This window comes from Zongyangia hominis (assembly GCF_014385095.1).
Taxonomy (GTDB): Bacteria; Bacillota; Clostridia; order Oscillospirales; family Ruminococcaceae; genus Zongyangia; species Zongyangia hominis.
Genome location: NZ_JACRTC010000002.1, coordinates 349,412 through 368,558 on the forward strand (window position 1 = coordinate 349,412; position 19,147 = coordinate 368,558).

Sequence of the window (19,147 nt, forward strand, 5' to 3'; positions counted from 1 at the left end):
GTATCTCTCACTCCCATTCCATTGTTGCCGGAGGTTTCGATGTGACATCATAGACAACTCGTGTTACTTGTTTAATTTCATTGGTGATGTTGGCCTTGCCGGTCAATTGCTTCATAAGGCAGGCGAGTCCATTCCGCCGTCATAAAATCATCTGTAGTTACTGTTATTGATGATTTTGCCTGAATCATTCCTTCCATAATCATGAACCTCTTTCTTTTATTTTCCACTGTCACCATAGTTGGAAAGAACACGGGCAGAGGGGTCGTTAACATTGCATCCTTCCCATTCCTTATTGGGCATCCAAAAATCAACGATCATTTGCGCCTGATCGGGGTAGTATTTTTCAAACAATTCTCTATACAGTAAGGATTCTTTTGTAAACGGTTTTGCGTGTCTGTATTTTTCACAGCCTGCCTTAAACGTTTCATCGGTATAGGTACTCTCGGCAAACTCTTTCAGATAATCCACCATAGAATGTCCGACAGCATCGGAAAAGGCTGCTTTTTCACGCCACAGAATATCTTCAGGCAGATAATCGCCATCTTCAAAGGCATGACGAAGCAGGTATTTTCCCTTTCCATATTTGTTGAGTTTCATTTCGGGGTCAATTGCCATTACATATTTCACAAAATCCAAATCCCCAAATGGAACACGAGCTTCCAAAGAGTTTACCGAAATGCATCTATCTGCACGAAGCACATCATACATATGCAGCTCACGAATTCGCTTTTGTGATTCCTCTTGAAACGCCTTCGCACTTGGCGCAAAATCCGTATATTTATAGCCGAACAGCTCATCGGAGATTTCTCCCGTCAAGAGCACTCGAATATCCGTTGTTTCATGGATAGCCTTGCAAATCAAATACATACCCATGCTGGCTCTAATGGTAGTAATATCAAAGGTGCCAAGGATATAAATGACCTGCTCCAAGGCAGAGAGTACATCATCTTTGGTGATGATTATTTCTCTGTGGTCGCTGCCGATATACTCCGCCACCTGTTTTGCATATTTGAGATCAATTGCATCCTCGCTCATTCCAACAGCAAAGGTTTTGATTGGCTCTTTACTTTTCTTCGCAGCAATGGCACACACCAACGAGGAATCCAATCCTCCGGAAAGAAGAAACCCTACTTTTGCATCCGCAACAAGGCGTTTTTCAACACCGCTGATAAGCTTGTCTTTGATTTTTTTGCATACTGTTTCCAAGTCATCACGAATGACTGTCTTGACTCTGGTAACATCACAATAGCATACAAACTCGCCATCCTTGTAATAATGACCGGGAGGGAACGGCATAATCTTACCTGCAAGCCCTACGAGGTTTTTGGCTTCACTGGCGAAAAGGATGGTTCCAGCTTTATCGTAGCCGTAATACAAAGGACGAATACCAATCGGGTCACGGGCCGCGATGTATTCCTCTTTTTCGCCATCATAAAGAATGAGGGCAAATTCTGCATCCAACATAGAAAACATTTCTACGCCGTATTCTTTATATAACGGCAGCAATATTTCGCAATCCGACTCGCTTTTGAACGTGTACTTTTCGGATAATTTCTTTTTAATCCGTTCAAAACCATAGATTTCCCCGTTACATACCAAATAGCTCTTTCCAAGGCAAAAAGGCTGCATACCTTCCGGATGTAGCCCCATGATTGCTAAACGGTGAAAGCCGAGGAGACCTTTTCCCGTATCAATTATTTTGCTGTCGTCAGGCCCTCTGGAGACAGTTTTCTCAAAACCGCCCCTAAATACTTTTAATGTTGCGGATGTACCGCAATAGCCCATAATAGAACACATATATATATCCTCCCATAAAACAATATTCAGCATCCTATAGGGCGAGTGCTGTTCTCGCGGTACCACCTATATTTGTTCTCTTAAAGCTTCTGACAAAGCTCCACCTACTCACGCAAGGCTATACGGCGCACCTACTAAATCTCCATTTTTCAGTTTGCAGCTCGACCGGTGTTATTCACACAGAATCTACTGTATGGCTCTCACCATCCCACACTCGCTGTAAGCGATTCTCTGTGTTACTTCTCCTGTCTCAAACGCTTTTGATTATGAGGGCTTAATAAAACTACCCTTTCCGTTTACTCTACATCCTGCAGAGCATCATATCCTTCTTCACCGGTACGAACCTTAACGATGTTTTCTACGTCATAGACAAAGATTTTTCCATCACCTATGTGACCGGTATAAAGTACCTTTTTGGCTGTTTCAATTACACTGCGAACGGGAACCTTACTTACAACGACATCCACCTGAATTTTGGGTAGCAGATTGGCTTCTACCTGCACACCACGATAGTATTCGGGCTTGCCTTTCTGTACGCCACAGCCGAGAACATGAGATACAGTCATGCCAGTAATCCCAATATCCATCATGGCTGCTTTCAAAGCCTCAAAGCGAGATTCCTTACAAATGATTTCCACTTTGGTGAATTTCTGAGCGTCTTCTTCAAACGCAGGCATCTTTTTGACCGGTACTGCTTCTGCCACAGGAATGTCTCCTTTGACCGCAACTGCCGATTCGTAGCCATAATCAAGGGTTTCTACAGCCGGAATAAAATCGGCATATGCACTCGGAAGCCCATGTTCAGTGCTGTCAAGGCCTTTAATTTCTTCTTCGGCAGAAACTCGAAGGCCTACTGTCTTTTTGATGATAAAGAATGTAACCGTCATTAAAACAGCAGTCCATGCAAGAACAGAAACGATACCGATTAGCTGGACACCGAGGAGTTTTGCACTTCCAGTGTAGAGAAGTCCGTGAAGACCGGCAGGAGCTGCGGGGCTGGCAAGCAGTCCAACTGCAATTGTGCCCCAGACACCATTTGCAAGATGAACTCCGACCGCACCGACCGGATCATCAATATGAAATTTCAAATCGAGAACCTCAACAGCAACCACCACGAGAATACCGCAAACAATACCTACGATGATAGCGCCAAGAGCATCCAATGCATCACAGCCTGCGGTTATGCCGACCAGCCCCGCAAGTGAGGCGTTCAGGCACATAGAAACATCAGGCTTACCATTTTTAATCCATGTAAAAATCATTGTTGTACAGGTAGCAACAGCGGGAGCAATCGTTGTTGTCAAAAAAATGGAAGCCAGGGAGGTTCCACTCCATGCAGCTGCACCGTTGAACCCGTACCAACCGAACCAGAGGACAAAGCAACCTAACGCGCCAAGTGTGATGGAATGTCCGGGAATCGCATTTACTTTTTTTATCTTGCCGGATTTATCTTTTATGTACTTACCAAGACGAGGGCCAACCATAATCGCACCAATCAGCGCCGTGATACCGCCAACCGAGTGAATTGCTGCCGAACCCGCAAAATCGTGGAATCCAAGCTGTGCAAGCCAGCCCTGACTGTTCCAGATCCATCCGGCTTCGATGGGATATACAAAAATGGAGATAACGCCGGAGTAAATGCAGTAAGCAAGGAATTTTGTTCTCTCTGCCATTGCACCCGATACAATTGTTGCAGCAGTTGCACAAAATACCAGGTTAAACACAAAGCTGGATGCGTTCTTCTCGATAAATCCGCCAAAATCGGCGAAAATATCAAGATTGGGAATCCCAATCACACCGAAAATGTAATCCTCAGCCATCATCAGTCCAAAGCCAAGCAAAACAAATACTACCGTTCCGATGCAAAAGTCCATCAGGTTTTTCATGATGATATTGCCGGCGTTTTTGGCTCTGGTGAAACCTGTTTCTACCATTGCAAAGCCTGCCTGCATAAAGAATACAAGAGCGGCTCCGATCAAAAACCATACACCGAATACCTCGGAGGTAACGCTTTCCTTCACAAACTCCATGATGCTTGTAGCATCCATATAATCATCTCCTAAAGGTTTTTTTATTTCTATTTATCTGACACCAAACAGCAGATCTCCATAAGTTGGGAACGGCCAATACTTTTTGGAGGTCAATACTTCTGCTTCATCACATGCAACACGCAATTCTCCCATCTTATTGATAAGAACATCTCGGATTGCAGCGGATTCTGTAACGATATTGTCGCACTGTCCTACCTGAGCAATTGCACTTTCGAGTTCGTCTGTCGCAATAGAAATACGCTCTGTCAGTACAGAGAGCTTTTTGAGCAAATTGCTCTCATAGACACAGGAAATATCATCCGAGACGGCCTTCTTGAGTGCTGCTGTCTTGGCAATTTCCTTTACAAAGGTTTCCACAGCCGGAGCGATTTCACTTCTTGCCATGCTTACCATGGTATTTCCTTCAATAAGAACAGCCTTACAATAGTTTTCAAGGGTAATCTCCATACGTGACTTGAGTTCCGCTTCTGTGAAAACCTTGTGGGAGGTTAACATATCCACATTCTTCTTGTCGAGAAGATGAGGAAGACAATCTGCTGTGGTACGATAATTGCAAAGGCCTCTCTTTTCAGTAGCTTCTTTAATCCAGGCATCGTCATAGCCGTTGCCATTGAAGATGATTCTCTTATGGTCCTTTATGGTTTTACGAATCATCTCATGAAGCGCCGTTTCAAAGTTCTCTGCTTTTTCCAAACGGTCTGCGTAAATCTTGAGAGATTCAGCAACTGCCGTATTCAGCATAATGTTTGCACAGGCAATACTGTTGGAGGAGCCAAGCATACGGAACTCAAATTTGTTTCCTGTGAAAGCAAAAGGCGAGGTACGGTTGCGGTCTGTGGTATCCTTCGTGAATTGCGGAAGCACACTTACGCCAAGTTTCATAACCTGTTTGCCTACATCGCTATATGGCGTATTGGTTTCAATTGCTTCCAAAATGGCATTCAGTTCATCACCAAGGAACATAGAAACCACTGCGGGAGGCGCTTCGTTTGCTCCTAAGCGGTGGTCATTGCCAGCCGTAGCAACGGAGATACGAAGCAAATCCTGATAATCATCCACTGCTTTAATAACAGCACAGAGGAACAAAAGAAACTGTGCGTTTTCGCAAGGCGTTTTGCCGGGAGCAAGCAGATTTATACCGGTATCGGTAGTAATTGACCAGTTATTATGCTTTCCGCTTCCGTTGACGCCTGCAAAGGGCTTTTCGTGGAGAAGGCAGACAAGGCCGTGTTTTGTAGCTACCTTCTGCATAATTTCCATCGTCAGCTGGTTATGATCCGTCGCTACATTGGTTGTCGTATAAATTGGCGCAAGTTCATGCTGTGCAGGAGCAACTTCATTGTGCTCGGTTTTCGCAAGAATACCAAGCTCCCATAATTCATGATTCAAATCATCCATAAAGGCTTCTACACGGGGCTTGATAACACCAAAATAATGGTCGTCCAATTCCTGCCCCTTGGGAGACTTTGCACCAAACAGGGTTCTTCCGGTAAAAACCAAATCTTGTCGCTTGTTGTACATCTCTCTGTCCACAAGGAAATATTCCTGCTCAGGACCTACCGAGGTCTTCACACATTTAACGGTGTTATCACCAAACAAGCGAATAATACGCATAGCCTGCTTGTTCAGAGCCTCCATAGAACGAAGCAGCGGAGTCTTCTTGTCCAGAGCTTCACCGCCATAAGAACAGAACGCCGTAGGAATACAAAGTGTTTTGCCTTTAATGAATGCATAAGAGGTGGGGTCCCAAGCGGTATAACCTCTTGCTTCGAAGGTTGCACGAAGGCCGCCCGACGGAAAAGAGGAAGCATCCGGCTCGCCTTTAATCAGTTCTTTACCCGAAAACTCCATAATCACACCGCCATCGGGTGAGGGGGAAATAAAGCTGTCATGCTTTTCAGCGGTAATCCCCGTAAGAGGCTGAAACCAGTGCGTATAATGGGTTGCACCGTTTTCTACTGCCCAATCCTTCATCGCTGCAGCCACAGCATTTGCCACGCTGATATCCAAATTCTCTCCCTCGTCAATCGTTTTCTTGAGAGAGTTATATACCTTCGCCGATAGAGTTGCTTTCATTACTCTGTCATCGAAAACCTTCCTTCCGAAAATTTCTGTTACTGTACTCATTGTAGTTTCTCCTTTCAAAATCTAAAGGCAAAGACACCGTACCCACGAAAGATTTGTCAGACGCCTTTGCCTTTACATATTTAGATGAAACGTTACCTGCGCGGTCGTGACATCAACGACTTTTTCAAAACCTGCAACATCGTTATGTACCACATCGTACTTCTTGGCAGCCGCATTCAAATTGTGGAACTCCGGTTCTACGGGGATTTCTCTGATGACTCGTTTCATGCTTTCATCAACATTTGACATCTTACAGCCTCCTTTTGAAAACAAAAAAGGCGCCTTTAAGGGTATAAAACCACTTAAAGACGCCTTTGCCTTCTCGTTATCATTTAATTTAATAAAAAAGAGAGCGACTCCGAGAAATGAATCTCGAAGACGCCCTTGCCTTCAACACCAAGTATTCTACCACGACAAATCGGTCTTGTCAACCTAATTTTGCAAGATTTATTTTTAATCTTGCAATCCCACTCGCGTTTCTATTGACAAATGTAAAAAAGCGGTATAAAATAAATACGCAAATGGGCAAAGGCGTTCATTTTAGGATAGGATAAGTTTCCTAACTAAAATGAGCGCCTTTGTTTTTTGTTTTTTGAGAACTAGAAAGGAAGGCAAGCGTTATGAGTAATATTGAAGGTCAAGTACGCATCCCCTCCGGTTGCGCTATTGCCGCAGTGATTTCCAAAAACGGAAACAAAATGACCGGAGAAAAGATTATTGAATCAATGAAACCGATGCACGACCGTTCCAATGGACTTGGCGGAGGTTTTGCTGCGTACGGTATTTATCCGGAATATAAGGAATTCTATGCTTTGCATATGTTCTTTCATGATAGAACTTCCCGCAAGAACTGTGAGGTATTCTTAAAGGAGTACTTTGAAATTGTTAAATCCGAAATCATTCCCACAAGGAAAATTCCGGCCATTACCGATGAACCCATTATATGGCGATACTTTGTAGCTCCGCTTCGTTCTATGCTTGTAAATCTTCAGCTTGATGAAAAAGAATATGTGGCACGCTCAGTCATGAAAATCAACACCGAAATGCACGGTGCCTATGTGTTTTCAAGCGGAAAGAATATGGGAACATTTAAAGCAGTCGGATTTCCCGAAGATGTTGGTGTGTTCTATAAATTAGATGAATATGAAGCATATTCCTGGACAGCTCACGGCAGATACCCCACGAACACGCCCGGTTGGTGGGGCGGTGCGCATCCTTTCACTTTACTTGATTATTCGGTTGTACATAACGGTGAAATATCCTCTTACGATGCCAACCGCCGTTTTATCGAGATGTTCGGCTATAAATGTACCCTTCAAACCGATACCGAGGTTATCACCTACATTATGGACTATCTGCTCCGAGTACAAAAGCTTTCCTTAAATGAAGCCGCAAGCGTTATTGCTGCGCCCTTTTGGAGTACCATTGCGGCAAAGACGGATATTTCAGAAAAAGAAAAATTGAAATATCTCCGTACTGTTTTTTCGAGCCTTTTGATTACCGGTCCCTTTTCCATTGTGTTTGGTTTTAACGGCGGGCTTATGGCACTCAATGATCGTTTGAAACTTCGTTCTATGGTAGTTGGCGAAAAGAATGACAAGGTATTTATTGCAAGTGAAGAAGCTGCTATCCGTATGATGGAACCAAATGTAGAGAATATGGTCTCTCCGGCAGGCGGCGAAACAGTAATTGTTAAGGTAAAGGACGGTGCGTACTAATGGGCGTAGAATTTATTTATCCTGAGTTTGAAGTAATAAGGAATGATCATCGCTGCATTGCTTGCCGTGTATGTGAACGACAATGTGCGAACGAGGTTCATTCCTATGATGAAGATAACAAGATTATGCTCTCTGATGAGACCAAATGTGTAAACTGTCAGCGGTGCGTTGCGCTCTGCCCAACACGAGCATTGAAAATTATTAAAAGTGATTGCCGACTCCGTGAAAACGCCAACTGGCAGGATGATACCATCAAAGAGATCTATAAACAAGCGGGCAGCGGTGGTGTATTGCTTTCCTCTATGGGTAATCCAAAGCCTTTGCCGGTATATTGGGATAAAATCCTTATAAACGCATCACAGGTGACGAATCCCTCCATCGACCCTCTTAGAGAGCCTATGGAAACCAGAGTTTTTCTTGGTAAAAAACCATCGCAGATTGAGAAGGATGAAAATGGACAGATCATTTGCAAATTCGAACCACAACTTGAGCTCTCTATGCCGGTTATGTTCTCTGCCATGAGCTACGGATCTATCAGCTATAACGCCCATCAATCATTGGCAACCGCAGCCAGGCAGCTTGGGGTTCTCTATAACACCGGCGAAGGTGGTCTGCACGAAGATTTTTATTGTTATGGTGAAAACACAATCGTACAGGTTGCATCCGGTCGTTTTGGTGTTCACAAGGATTATCTGGAAGCCGGTGCCGCTGTTGAAATCAAGATAGGACAAGGAGCAAAACCCGGTATCGGAGGACATCTTCCCGGCACTAAAATTGTTGGGGATGTTTCCCGTACACGTATGATTCCCGAAGGCTCGGATGCCATCTCCCCAGCACCACATCATGATATTTACTCGATTGAGGATTTACGGCAGCTTGTTTATTCTTTGAAAGAAGCAACTGAATACAAGAAGCCTATTATTGTCAAGGTTGCTGCCGTACATAACATTTCCGCCATTGCAAGCGGTATTGCTCGAAGCGGTGCGGATATTATCGCCATTGATGGTTTCCGTGGCGGCACGGGAGCAGCCCCTACAAGAATCCGTGATAATGTGGGGATTCCGATTGAGCTTGCTTTGGCATCCGTAGACAAACGCCTCCGTGACGAGGGAATCCGAAACAATGTTTCTATTGTTGTTGGCGGTAGTATTCGCAGTTCTGCAGATGTAGTAAAAGCAGTCGCCCTGGGCGCGGATGCCTGCTATATTGCAACCGCTGCTCTCCTTGCACTTGGCTGCCACCTTTGCCGCACCTGTCAGAGTGGCAAGTGCAACTGGGGCATTGCCACACAGCGCCCCGAGCTTGTAAAACGTCTCAATCCTGAAATAGGTTGTGAACGCCTCGTCAATTTAATGAATGCTTGGCGTCATGAAATCAAGGAGCTAATGGGCGGTATGGGTATCAATTCCATCGAAGCATTAAGGGGTAACCGTTTGATGCTTCGTGGTATCGGACTAACAGACAAAGAACTTGAGATTCTCGGCATATCTCACGCCGGAGAATAAGGGGTGATAGTATGAAACGAGTATATGTGAATGAAGAATGGTGCCTTGGCTGCCACTCGTGTGAATATAATTGTGCCTTTGCCAACTCTGGATTGTCTGATATGGTGAAAGCACTCAAGGGCAAAAAACTTTTTCCGAGAATCTCGGTGAACGGCAAAGACAAAATCAGTTTTGCTGTTTCCTGCCGCCATTGCGATGACCCGTTGTGTGTAAAGTGCTGTATTTCTGGCGCTTTACACATAGACGAAGGACGCGTCTGCATCGATAAAACAAAGTGTGTGGGTTGTCTTTCCTGCATGATGGCTTGTCCTTATGGAGCTCTTTCAGTTTCTGAAAACGGGACAGCGCAAAAATGTGAACTGTGCTTGGAAAACGCCTGTGGCGAGCCTGCCTGTGTTAAGGGCTGCCCCAACAGAGCAATTGTGTATGAGGAGAGGTGAGCATATGAAACAGTATGTGATTATCGGCAATGGTATAGCCGCCGCAGGATGTATTGAGGGCATTCGCAGTATTGACACAAAAAACCATATTGTTGTCGTTTCTAAAGAAAGTCATACTGTGTACTGCCGTCCTCTTATCTCCTATTACCTTGAAGGAAAAACGACACTTGATAAAATTGGATATCGCTCTGATGACTTCTACAAGAAATATGGATGTGAGGTTCTCTATAATGAAACAGCCATCCAAATTGATGATGAAAACAAAGGCGTTTTAATGTCAAAAGGCGGCACGATTCCGTTTTCTGAATTATGCGTTGCTACTGGTTCATCTCCTTTTGTTCCATCCTTTGATGGATTGAACTGTGTGAAGAACCGTTTCTCCTTTATGACATTGGATGACACCTTCGCTCTTGAAAAAGCAATTTCTCCGGAATCCAGGGTTCTCATTATCGGTGCGGGACTGATCGGATTAAAATGTGCGGAAGGTTTGCACAATCGAGTAAAAAATATAACGGTGTGCGACCTTGCAGATAAAATTCTGTCCAGCATTCTTGATGATGACACCGCCCCGATGGTACAGAAGTTTCTCGAAATGCAAGGCGTTGATTTTTGCCTGTCGGATCGTGTGGCTCGATTCGATAGAGACAAGGCCATTATGAAAAGTGGAAAAGTCATTGATTTTGATGTTCTTGTTACCGCTGTTGGTGTGAGAGCAAACACAACTTTGGTCGCGGAAATAGGTGGAAAAGTAAATCGTGGTATTGTTGTAAACGATGAAATGCGAACAAGCCTTGATAATGTATATGCTGCAGGAGATTGTACAGAAGGATTTGATATTTCTTTGGGTGGCAATCGTGTGCTTGCATTACTCCCCAACGCATATATGCAGGGCTTTACCGCCGGTGTTAATATGGCAGGTGGGACTAAGATATTTGACAATGCAATCCCTATGAATTCTATTGGTTTTTTTGGCTTGCATATTATGACAGCTGGCAGTTTCATCGGTGAAAAAGATGGCGGAACAGTCTATATGCAAAAAGACGATACATCCTGTAAAAAATTCTTCGTGCGTGATGGCTTGTTGAAAGGATATATTTTGGTGGATAAGGTGGAGCGAGGCGGTATTTATACCTCTTTGATTCGAGAGCAAACGCCCCTTGAAACCGTTGACTTTGACTTGCTGAAAGAAAACGCGAGCTTTATGGCATTTTCTTCTGAGACCCGCAGAAAAAAGTTTGGAGGTGTGGTATAATATTATGTTATTTAATGTTAGAGGTCTTGACCACAAAACGCTGAACCAAAAGGTTCGTTCATTTGATATGGATGTAACAATATCCGAATGCTGTGGACAGCGCTTCATCGCTGCGGGTATGAAGGACAAGCATATTACAATTAACGGAATCCCCGGCAATGCACTTGGCGCTTATCTTGACGGTGCTACTATTGAAGTGTATGGCAATGCCCAGGATGCCGTAGGAGATACTATGAATGATGGAAAAATCATCATTCACGGCAATATCGGAGATGCCGCAGGCTATGCAATGCGTGGCGGCAAAATTTATATTCAAGGGGATGCCGGTTATCGTGCCGGCATTCATATGAAAGCATACAAGGACAAGGTACCTGTTATGATTATCGGTGGAAAAGCAGGTAGTTTCCTTGGAGAATATCAAGCCGGAGGTATCATTATAGTTCTTGGACTGAGTAATAATGAGCGTAGAATTGTCGGCAATTTCCCCTGTACCGGAATGCACGGTGGAAAAATCATTCTCAGAGGTAACACTGATCATATTACTTTTCCCAAAAATGTCTGTATAAAATCTGCAACCGATGACGATATAGAACGCATCCAATCAGAACTCGCCGAATTCTGCAAGGTATTCGGCTACGATATAAAAGAAATAATGCGCTCAGAGTTTACTGTCGTCACACCCGACAGTAAGAACCCATACAAGCAGATGTATGTAGCAAATTAAAGAAAAGAGGTCATCTTATGAAATATTCGAAGGACGAGGTCATGCAGTATATCAAGGAGGATGATGTAAAATTCATCAGACTTACTTTCTGCGATGTGTTCGGAAAGCAAAAAAATATATCTATTATGCCGGAGGAACTGGATCGGGCCTTTGCATACGGCATTGCTTTCGATGCATCTTCTATTGAAGGCTACGGAGATGAAACACATTCGGATTTGTTCCTCAAGCCGGATAGTCAGACCCTAATGGCACTTCCTTGGCGCCCGGAGCATGGTAAGGTTGTCAGGATGTTCAGCGATGTCACATATCCCTCTGGAAAGCCCTATGAATGTGATACCCGTTATTTACTTAAGAAAGCAGTGCAGGCCGCTGATGATGCAGGGGTTTCTTTCTACTTCGGTGCAGAGCAGGAGTTTTATCTCTTTGAACTTGACCAAAACGGCAAGCCTACAAAAACTCCTTATGATGATGCAGGATATATGGATGTAGCCCCCGAAGACAAGGGAGAAAATATCCGTCGGGAAATCTGTTTAACTTTAGAGCAAATGGGTATTCGTCCGGAAAGCTCTCATCACGAAGGCGGACCGGGACAAAACGAAATAGACTTCCGATATTCTGACCCGCTTACCGCCGCAGACAATGTTATGACCTTTCAAACTATCGTCAAAACAGTCGCTCGCCGCAACGGACTTTGTGCTGACTTTTCGCCTAAGCCGCTTGAAAATCATCCGGGCAACGGTTTCCATATCAATATGTCAATTAAGTCGAAAGACGGAAGCGATAATTTGCCTCACATGATCGCAGGAGTTCTTGAAAAAGCATCGGAAATGACAGCATTTCTCAATCCAACAGAAGAATCCTACATGCGTTTCGGACACAATAGAGCTCCTCGCTATATTTCTTGGTCCAGCGAAAACAGAAGTCAGCTTGTCCGCATCCCTGCGGCACACGGTGAATATCGTCGAGCGGAACTTCGGTCTCCCGACCCCACATCCAATCCCTATCTTGCTTTTGCTTTAATCATTTATGCTGGACTATATGGGATTGAGAACAAACTTGATATGCCAAAGGTGGTGGATCAGAATCTGTTCAAAGCCAATGCAGATTTAATTTCTAAATTGCAGAAGTTGCCCGATTCTTTGGATGAAGCCTGTTTGCTTGCTAAACAAAGTAAATTTATCGCTGAACATATCCCTACTGCTGTTTTGGATATTTATTGCAGCAAATCATTATAATCAAATAAATTAGATGGAAGAGGGTATTTTATGAGTTTGAAAGAGCGTGTATACAGCGTTCTTGTCGTTTCCGCTTCAGAAAGTTTCAATGCGGCAACCAGAGAACTACTCCCTTCTTCCGGATATCAGCCGGTACATACAGCAACCAATGTCAGCGAAGCAAAGCGGTATATTGCGGCACGAGAATTTGATTTTGTAATTGTCAACTCGCCTTTACCGGATGAATCGGGTACTCGTTTCGCTATTGATTGCTGTCGATCGCAAACAACTGTCGTACTGATCCTCTCTCGCTCTGATGTTCACGCAGAGGTGCATGATAAAGTCGCAGAACATGGGGTGTTTACACTTTCCAAACCAACAAGCAGAAACATTTTTCTGCAGGCACTCAGTTGGATGTCCAGTGCAAGAGAGCGACTGAGAAAAATGGAACAGAAAACATCTTCTATTGAAGAACGAATGGAAGAAATCCGCATCGTGAACCGTGCAAAATGCTTACTTATCAGCGAACTGAAGATGACGGAACCGGAAGCACATCACTACATAGAAAAGAATGCTATGGATAACTGCATTCCAAAAAAGGAAGCTGCTGAAAATATTATAAAGCTTTATTCCTGAAATTATATATTGGTAAAAAAGAGGAATTCTTATGAAACAGACAGCATCTATTGCCTTTGTCCTCATCATAGCGATTTTGGGACTCGCTGGGTGTGCCTAATTAAAAAATGCCCTCAAACAAGTCAATTGACCTGTTTGGGGGCACTTTTATGCTTCATTTAACATTCAATGCCGTAATATTATTCGATAAACATATATGAAATTAGCAATTAAGTAAGGACAAGGTAGTAATTTGTGTTTTTGGGGCGGGCAAAGATATTGTATAACTCCTGTGCCATCCGGTATACATTTCCATACTCGGTCCGCCCTCCGGCCCTCTCCCCCTGGCGCAAGAAGAATTGGGAATTGTTGACGAAAGATTGTTTCTCCTAGTGAAGGTGGAATATCGCTACTCTAACAGTTCTAATATCTTCCTATACAGCATATCCACTTCAATAGGCTTCGCAATATGGCCGTTCATTCCCGTCGCCAGCGCCGCCGCCTCATCCTCGCGAAAAGCATTCGCTGTCATTGCGAGAATTGGTATATGATCTGCATCCTCACGATCGACCGATCGTATGGCTCTGGTTGCCTCGTATCCATCCATGATCGGCATTTGTATATCCATTAATATAACGTCGTAATAACCATTTGGGGAGGCACTGAATTTGTCAACCGCCTCTTTTCCGTCGCTTGCACATTCGATTTCAGCGCCGGACGCTTTTAGAATCTCCACTGCGATTTCCTGGTTCAGCTCATTATCCTCCACCAAAAGAAAACGCTTTCCCTTAAATAATACAGCCGAGGCTTTGGATTCCTCCCTCACAACGCTTTCTTGACAAATCACAGATGACAAAACCTGGTAGAAAGTAGATTCGAACAGTGGCTTGGCAATAAAAGCGTTCACTCCAGCCGCTTTTGCCTCGTGCTCGATTTCACTCCAATCATATGCCGAGATGATAATAACCAGTATATCCGGCCCCAGTTCCTCACGGATTCGCCGGGTTACTTCTATACCATCCATATCCGGCATTTTCCAGTCTATAAGACATACATTATAATCGCGATATTCCTCATGGGCCCTTAATACCATCTGTACAGCTACACTGCCGTGCTGAACCCAGTCAGCATCAATCCCCATTCTTTTCAGCAGCATGCTCGCATGGGTACAGGCCCCCTCATCATCGTCCACTACCAATACCTTGAGATTTTCCAAATCGCTGTTTTCCCGCTCTTCTTTTTCTTCGGGAACTTCAACCGGCAATTCCACCGTAAAAGCAGTGCCTTCCCCCTGCTTGCTTTTTACGTAAATAACACCGCCCAGGATACCGACCAAATTCTTAGTGATCGCCATGCCCAACCCAGTGCCGCCGTATTTCCTGGATACGGTGCCGTCTTCCTGCTCAAACGGAGTGAAAAGATGCTGCAGGAATTCTTCACTCATGCCAATACCGCTGTCTCCACTTTAAATGTAAGCCTGGTCTTCCCATTTTTCACTGGCGCCTGACTTACGCTCAGGCGTATGGTACCTCCTGCAGGGGTGAATTTTACTGCATTTGAGAGCAGATTGAGCAAAATCTGATTGATCCGGAGGGAGTCCCCGATCACAGTGTCTGATACCATGCTATTGAATTTACATTCAAACGCACTCCCCTTAGCAGCCGCCTGGGAGTAGATCGCCGGAACGAGCGTTTCAAACATCTGCGGCAGCTCAAAAGGTTCTTTATTTGCGGTGAGCTTTCCCTCCTCTATTTTTGACATATCAAGAATGTCATTGATCAGCGATAGCAGATGCTTTGAGGAAAATGCTATTTTGGACAAGCAATCCTTTACCCTGTCCTTATCCTCCAGATTCGCTCCTGCAATTGTGGTCATACCCACAATGATGTTCATAGGCGTCCGGATCTCATGCGACATGCGGGAAAGAAAATCCTTTTTGGCGTTGCTTGACTGCTGTGCGAGAAAAAGGGCATCCTGCAGCTCATGTTCCCTTGAGATCAGCATTTCTATATTACGCCGCTCCTGCCTGTTTGACAGGATTGTCAACCCAATTGTTGAAAATGCAATTATCAGAGAAACGATTGTTGCCGTAACCCCAGATCTCTGCACCTGTTCCTTCAAACTATATATCTTGGCATCCGCAAAATTGATAATTGTCGTTAGGCAGTCGCTGACTTGGTCATAGAAGGATATACATTCATATCCATGTAATTCTGGATCTCATCCGCCGAATGGTCATCCGCATAGCTGCACGCCTTTGTCTGAACTGTGATCAGAGTATCCATTGCGCTCCTGAGGGCGTCCACATCCGAGGCTGGCCCCAAATACAGTTCACGAATCGTGTCGATCGCTTCATTCTGCATATCGTAACGCGCCCGGAAAAAGGATTCCTTATCCGTTTTTGATTGGAAATCATGTGTCAGAAGTATGCCGGAAAAACTTTTCATGTCCCATAAGCGTGAGCGCATTGCCCTTGCGTTGTTTGATACAGTATATGGATGTTCATACATTCTCTGGGCATTTTTATTCATTCCATAAGAAATTGAAATGCTGATCCCAGAAAAGATAAAGGCGGCAATGCAGATGAGCAATGATACCTTTGATAGTTTCAATGGCGCTTTTTTGTCTCTATTCATCGTACCAGACTACATATTCTCTCATAATTTTATATAACACTTGATTCTTCACTATCGCACGTGGCTTCATAGCATTCGGAGGTGATCCTAGTCGGAGTCCGGCTTGTAAGCGCAGCTGCTCAAGCTACTCTTCTTTCTGGCTGTCCCACAGCAGAATCTTGGAACGAAACAAATTCAGCCTGTCCTCAATCAATGACTGCCACAGCCCCGCAAATGCAGCCAAATGATCTGTTATAGATTGAATCAACGAAATTTTCAACTTTCGAGTAGACCCCGCTATAATAAGAATCCATCTTCTGCTTGATTTCATCGGCCTTCACTATTGAGAAACGCCCATCCTCCAGGCAATTGTCTGGTCCATATTCTTCATCCGGATAAAAATAATTTAAATATCGCAAGAGCTGCCAATAAAGGCTGCTCATCAGTCTGTTATTTAATGTATTAAGCGCATCATCATATAGCTTTGTCGCTTCAAACATCATCAGGTCCCGCTTCCCGTGCATGCTGTCTGGCGGACTCAGCTCAATTTTCTTTATCCCCTTCTCCCAGACCGGAGAAAACAGAAATGGTCCCCATTGATTAATATCCCGAAGCCCATCACTTCTGGGGACAAAATACTTCACGGCATTTTCCTTGAACATTTTGGGGTTCCCTTGATAAATAACCCTCGCCATTCTTCGCTGTTCTGTTTTTATGTATCCTTTTTCTTCCAGCTTATTTAAAGCGGCCTGAACTGTATTCCGGGCTAATCCAAATGAAGCACAGAGCTGCGACACCGACTTCAGTTGATCGCCGTATTTGTAAATACCAAAACAAATACGCGATTCATAGTACTCATAAATCAGCTCACTCAATACATTGTCTTTTTCCATTTCTGTCCTCCAGTGGCGGATACCCGTCTTTTTTAGGAACGCCAGCTGGTAGGACCGGCTCTCAGTCTATTAAAGAACGCCGGTTACATTAAGTGACAATCAAGATGCTTTATTCGGTTGCGCATGATACTTTAATGGGCAGTTTGATGCAGGTAGTGTCTTAAAAAAAGGCACGCTTTTCCCGTGCATTTTGAGGCCTGAAAGTGCCTTTGGAGGTATTCGTCAATCTATCTACTTGTTTGCCGAAATCTTCTACACATCCGTGGGCGGGGGAAAAGGCCGTAAAACGCAAAAAAACGAGGCCTCCGACCTGAAAAATCAGGCGGAGACCCCGCTTTGGCGGGTTTATCTGCGTAGCTGTTGGGCATCCACGGTAAAACCGTTTTCGGATTTCGATCCAAAAAGCCCGCAAACCCGCATGAAAGCTAAGAAAAAAGGGTTGACATCTTTTTTGTCAACCCTTCATGGTGCCGGTGGCGGGGGTCGAACCCGCACCCTGTTGCCAGGACTGGATTTTGAGTCCAGCACGTCTGCCAATTCCATCACACCGGCTTATGTATGTCAGCTTTCTTATTATACAAAAATTGCCCACCAGAATCAAGGGGTGTGAAGAAAAAAAGAAACACATTAACAAAACCGGACGTCCCCCAGCGCCATTTCACACGGAGGGGTTCGTCCGGTTTGCTTTCCCATTCGTTGATTTTCTCCTCTACGGAGGGCGTCTAAAGCTTCACCAATTTGTCGGGGCCCATACCGCAGATGGGACAGACGAACCCCTCGGGGATGATGTCCGATTCCAGATGATAGCCGCAGATGGAACACTGATACCCCTTCCCCGACTCTTCCCGGTAGGAAGGCGCATTCTTGGGGGTGGTTCCCTTTTTGACTTCATGATAATACCCATAAGTCATGGGGGCCTCCGGAGAGAGGACCTCCGCCTCTGTCAGCTCGCCGATGAACATCACATGGGTTCCCAGATCCAGACGGTCCACAATTTTACAGCTCATGCGGGCGCTGGCCATGGCCGTCACATAGGGGACCTGGGCCTCGTCCCGGCGATGGGGGAACTTTCTGAATTTGTTCACCTCGCAGCTTTTCTTAAAACCGAACTCCCCGATGAGATCCATGTCCGCCTCCTCCGAGAGGGCCACCGCGGCGAAGACGCCGGATTTTTCCATCATCTGCTCGGTGCAGTTCTCTTTGTTCAGCGTGATCGCCAGCTTGACCGGGGAGGCGGTAACCTGCATTAAGGTGTTGGCCACACAACCACAGTCTTGGCCGTCCAGCGTGGTGGAGATGAGATAGAGTCCGCAGCCGATCTTTTGTAATGCCATGCTGTCCATAAACTTCCTCCAAATAATATTAATAATCATTACTGTTTATTGTTATCATACTCTATCCGCCTGAATCTGTCAAGATTTTATCCTAAATAATTACACTGTTTTTCCCAACCGTCCAATTCTGAGAAAGCGCCGGCCTCCCCTTGATTTCCCCCGCCAAAGGGGGCATAATGGGGGACAGGAAGAATTGCCTTCCCCATTTTCTCATAAAGGAGGAGCTTCGATGTCTGTTTCCAGCGGCCATTCCCTGGGCCCCGCCCAATTTTTCCGTAAGGAACTCTCTAAAATCTTTTGGTTTTGCCTCATAGGATTTCTACTTTGTTTTTTCGCCGTCTTTCTCGTCTTCTATTTTCAGCCGGAGCTATCCCAGAACCTGATGAATGAACTCTCTGAGATGTTTGCCTCCAAGAACATCTATACCTCGACCGGCGGCATCTCCTTCCTCTCCCTATTTTTTAATAATGCCCGGGCCAGCCTGCTCATGACGGCGGTGGGACTTCTCCCCTTCCTCTTCCTGCCCGGCTGGATTCTTGCCTTTAACGCGGCCATTGTCGGCATTGCGGCGGGCGCCTCCCTCAATATAGGGCTCAGTCCCGCCTCCCTGACAATGGGTCTTTTGCCCCACGGCATCTTTGAAATTCCCGCCCTCTGCCTGGCGGCGGCGCTGGGCATCTATCTGTGCAAGGAGCTTGTCAAAAAGCTCATCGGTAGAAGCGAGCTCTCTTCTTTCGGCGGCGTCTTTCTCTCCATCCTCCGCTTTTTCCTGTGCGTGGTGCTCCCCCTGCTGCTGGTGGCGGCGCTGATGGAAGCCTTTGTCACTCCCCTGCTCATGGAGCTGACCCTCTAGCGTCCCCGC

Annotated in this window: 17 protein-coding genes, 1 tRNA gene and 1 pseudogene; 8 read left to right on the top strand and 11 right to left on the bottom strand. The window is 45.1% G+C overall.

Annotated elements, in window-relative coordinates:
- Positions 1–7: 7 nt before the first annotated feature.
- The 5 genes and pseudogenes from H8709_RS05085 to H8709_RS05105 all read right to left on the bottom strand — a co-directional run.
- Positions 8–161: pseudogene (locus H8709_RS05085) on the bottom strand (GMP synthase (glutamine-hydrolyzing)); the annotation flags it as partial.
- A gap of 55 nt (positions 162–216) precedes the next feature.
- Complete coding sequence (asnB, locus tag H8709_RS05090; protein ID WP_262397281.1) at positions 217–1,797, bottom strand: asparagine synthase B; 1,581 nt, start codon at positions 1,795–1,797, stop codon at positions 217–219.
- 296 nt (positions 1,798–2,093) lie between these two features.
- Complete coding sequence (locus tag H8709_RS05095; protein ID WP_262397282.1) at positions 2,094–3,845, bottom strand: ammonium transporter; 1,752 nt, start codon at positions 3,843–3,845, stop codon at positions 2,094–2,096.
- A gap of 33 nt (positions 3,846–3,878) precedes the next feature.
- Complete coding sequence (locus tag H8709_RS05100) at positions 3,879–5,975, bottom strand: glutamine synthetase III family protein (protein ID WP_262397283.1); 2,097 nt, start codon at positions 5,973–5,975, stop codon at positions 3,879–3,881.
- Between the two features lie 72 nt (positions 5,976–6,047).
- Positions 6,048–6,224, bottom strand: a complete 177-nt coding sequence (locus H8709_RS05105; protein ID WP_262397284.1) for a hypothetical protein — start codon at positions 6,222–6,224, stop codon at positions 6,048–6,050.
- A 371-nt stretch (positions 6,225–6,595) separates the two neighbouring features.
- On the opposite strand from H8709_RS05105, the gene H8709_RS05110 reads away from it, so the two are divergent.
- Genes H8709_RS05110 through H8709_RS05140 form a run of 7 tightly spaced genes read left to right on the top strand, consistent with a single transcriptional unit; the run spans position 6,596 to position 13,464 of the window.
- Positions 6,596–7,693, top strand: coding sequence for a class II glutamine amidotransferase (locus tag H8709_RS05110; RefSeq protein ID WP_262397285.1), 1,098 nt, complete (start codon positions 6,596–6,598; stop codon positions 7,691–7,693).
- Positions 7,693–9,198, top strand: coding sequence for a glutamate synthase-related protein (locus H8709_RS05115; RefSeq protein WP_262397286.1), 1,506 nt, complete (start codon positions 7,693–7,695; stop codon positions 9,196–9,198). The genes H8709_RS05110 and H8709_RS05115 overlap by 1 nt, the downstream gene beginning before the upstream one ends.
- Before the next feature lie 11 nt (positions 9,199–9,209).
- Complete coding sequence (locus H8709_RS05120) at positions 9,210–9,638, top strand: 4Fe-4S dicluster domain-containing protein (RefSeq protein WP_262397287.1); 429 nt, start codon at positions 9,210–9,212, stop codon at positions 9,636–9,638.
- A 4-nt stretch (positions 9,639–9,642) separates the two neighbouring features.
- Positions 9,643–10,890: an NAD(P)/FAD-dependent oxidoreductase gene (locus tag H8709_RS05125; protein ID WP_262397288.1), complete on the top strand. Its 1,248-nt coding sequence runs from the start codon at positions 9,643–9,645 to the stop codon at positions 10,888–10,890.
- Between the two features lie 4 nt (positions 10,891–10,894).
- Complete coding sequence (locus H8709_RS05130) at positions 10,895–11,614, top strand: GltB/FmdC/FwdC-like GXGXG domain-containing protein (protein WP_262397289.1); 720 nt, start codon at positions 10,895–10,897, stop codon at positions 11,612–11,614.
- Between the two features lie 17 nt (positions 11,615–11,631).
- Positions 11,632–12,849, top strand: coding sequence for a glutamine synthetase family protein (locus H8709_RS05135; RefSeq protein ID WP_262397290.1), 1,218 nt, complete (start codon positions 11,632–11,634; stop codon positions 12,847–12,849).
- A 30-nt stretch (positions 12,850–12,879) separates the two neighbouring features.
- A complete protein-coding gene (locus H8709_RS05140; RefSeq protein WP_262397291.1) occupies positions 12,880–13,464 on the top strand; it encodes an ANTAR domain-containing response regulator in 585 nt (194 codons plus the stop codon).
- A 388-nt stretch (positions 13,465–13,852) separates the two neighbouring features.
- Here H8709_RS05140 and H8709_RS05145 read toward each other — a convergent pair whose 3' ends face one another.
- The 6 genes from H8709_RS05145 to H8709_RS05170 form a co-directional block, all read right to left on the bottom strand.
- Positions 13,853–14,887, bottom strand: coding sequence for a response regulator (locus H8709_RS05145; protein WP_262397292.1), 1,035 nt, complete (start codon positions 14,885–14,887; stop codon positions 13,853–13,855).
- Positions 14,884–15,564: a sensor histidine kinase gene (locus H8709_RS05150; protein WP_262397293.1), complete on the bottom strand. Its 681-nt coding sequence runs from the start codon at positions 15,562–15,564 to the stop codon at positions 14,884–14,886. Before H8709_RS05150 ends, H8709_RS05145 begins: the two co-directional genes overlap by 4 nt.
- Positions 15,565–15,602: 38 nt before the next feature.
- Positions 15,603–16,055 (bottom strand): hypothetical protein, encoded by a 453-nt coding sequence (locus H8709_RS05155; RefSeq protein ID WP_262397294.1) that lies wholly within the window; start codon positions 16,053–16,055, stop codon positions 15,603–15,605.
- A 209-nt stretch (positions 16,056–16,264) separates the two neighbouring features.
- A complete protein-coding gene (locus H8709_RS05160; protein ID WP_262397295.1) occupies positions 16,265–16,951 on the bottom strand; it encodes a winged helix-turn-helix domain-containing protein in 687 nt (228 codons plus the stop codon).
- A 465-nt stretch (positions 16,952–17,416) separates the two neighbouring features.
- Positions 17,417–17,503 (bottom strand) — tRNA-Leu (locus H8709_RS05165).
- 170 nt (positions 17,504–17,673) lie between these two features.
- Positions 17,674–18,294, bottom strand: a complete 621-nt coding sequence (locus tag H8709_RS05170) for a flavin reductase (RefSeq protein WP_262397296.1) — start codon at positions 18,292–18,294, stop codon at positions 17,674–17,676.
- A 220-nt stretch (positions 18,295–18,514) separates the two neighbouring features.
- Here H8709_RS05170 and H8709_RS05175 point away from each other — a divergent pair, with 220 nt between their 5' ends.
- A complete protein-coding gene (locus tag H8709_RS05175) occupies positions 18,515–19,138 on the top strand; it encodes a stage II sporulation protein M (protein WP_262397297.1) in 624 nt (207 codons plus the stop codon).
- Positions 19,139–19,147 lie beyond the last annotated feature (9 nt).

Excerpts from the sequence above, each read along its gene's own strand:
- H8709_RS05135 (WP_262397290.1), top strand. The coding sequence starts at position 11,632 with ATGAAATATTCGAAGGACGAGGTCATGCAGTATATCAAGGAGGATGAT.
- H8709_RS05145 (WP_262397292.1), bottom strand. The coding sequence starts at position 14,887 with ATGAGTGAAGAATTCCTGCAGCATCTTTTCACTCCGTTTGAGCAGGAA.
- H8709_RS05175 (WP_262397297.1), top strand. The coding sequence starts at position 18,515 with ATGTCTGTTTCCAGCGGCCATTCCCTGGGCCCCGCCCAATTTTTCCGT.
- H8709_RS05095 (WP_262397282.1), bottom strand. The coding sequence starts at position 3,845 with ATGGATGCTACAAGCATCATGGAGTTTGTGAAGGAAAGCGTTACCTCC.
- asnB (WP_262397281.1), bottom strand. The coding sequence starts at position 1,797 with ATGTGTTCTATTATGGGCTATTGCGGTACATCCGCAACATTAAAAGTA.
- H8709_RS05170 (WP_262397296.1), bottom strand. The coding sequence starts at position 18,294 with ATGGACAGCATGGCATTACAAAAGATCGGCTGCGGACTCTATCTCATC.
- H8709_RS05160 (WP_262397295.1), bottom strand. The coding sequence starts at position 16,951 with ATGGAAAAAGACAATGTATTGAGTGAGCTGATTTATGAGTACTATGAA.
- H8709_RS05140 (WP_262397291.1), top strand. The coding sequence starts at position 12,880 with ATGAGTTTGAAAGAGCGTGTATACAGCGTTCTTGTCGTTTCCGCTTCA.
- H8709_RS05130 (WP_262397289.1), top strand. The coding sequence starts at position 10,895 with ATGTTATTTAATGTTAGAGGTCTTGACCACAAAACGCTGAACCAAAAG.
- H8709_RS05125 (WP_262397288.1), top strand. The coding sequence starts at position 9,643 with ATGAAACAGTATGTGATTATCGGCAATGGTATAGCCGCCGCAGGATGT.
- H8709_RS05105 (WP_262397284.1), bottom strand. The coding sequence starts at position 6,224 with ATGTCAAATGTTGATGAAAGCATGAAACGAGTCATCAGAGAAATCCCC.
- H8709_RS05100 (WP_262397283.1), bottom strand. The coding sequence starts at position 5,975 with ATGAGTACAGTAACAGAAATTTTCGGAAGGAAGGTTTTCGATGACAGA.
- H8709_RS05120 (WP_262397287.1), top strand. The coding sequence starts at position 9,210 with ATGAAACGAGTATATGTGAATGAAGAATGGTGCCTTGGCTGCCACTCG.
- H8709_RS05115 (WP_262397286.1), top strand. The coding sequence starts at position 7,693 with ATGGGCGTAGAATTTATTTATCCTGAGTTTGAAGTAATAAGGAATGAT.
- H8709_RS05110 (WP_262397285.1), top strand. The coding sequence starts at position 6,596 with ATGAGTAATATTGAAGGTCAAGTACGCATCCCCTCCGGTTGCGCTATT.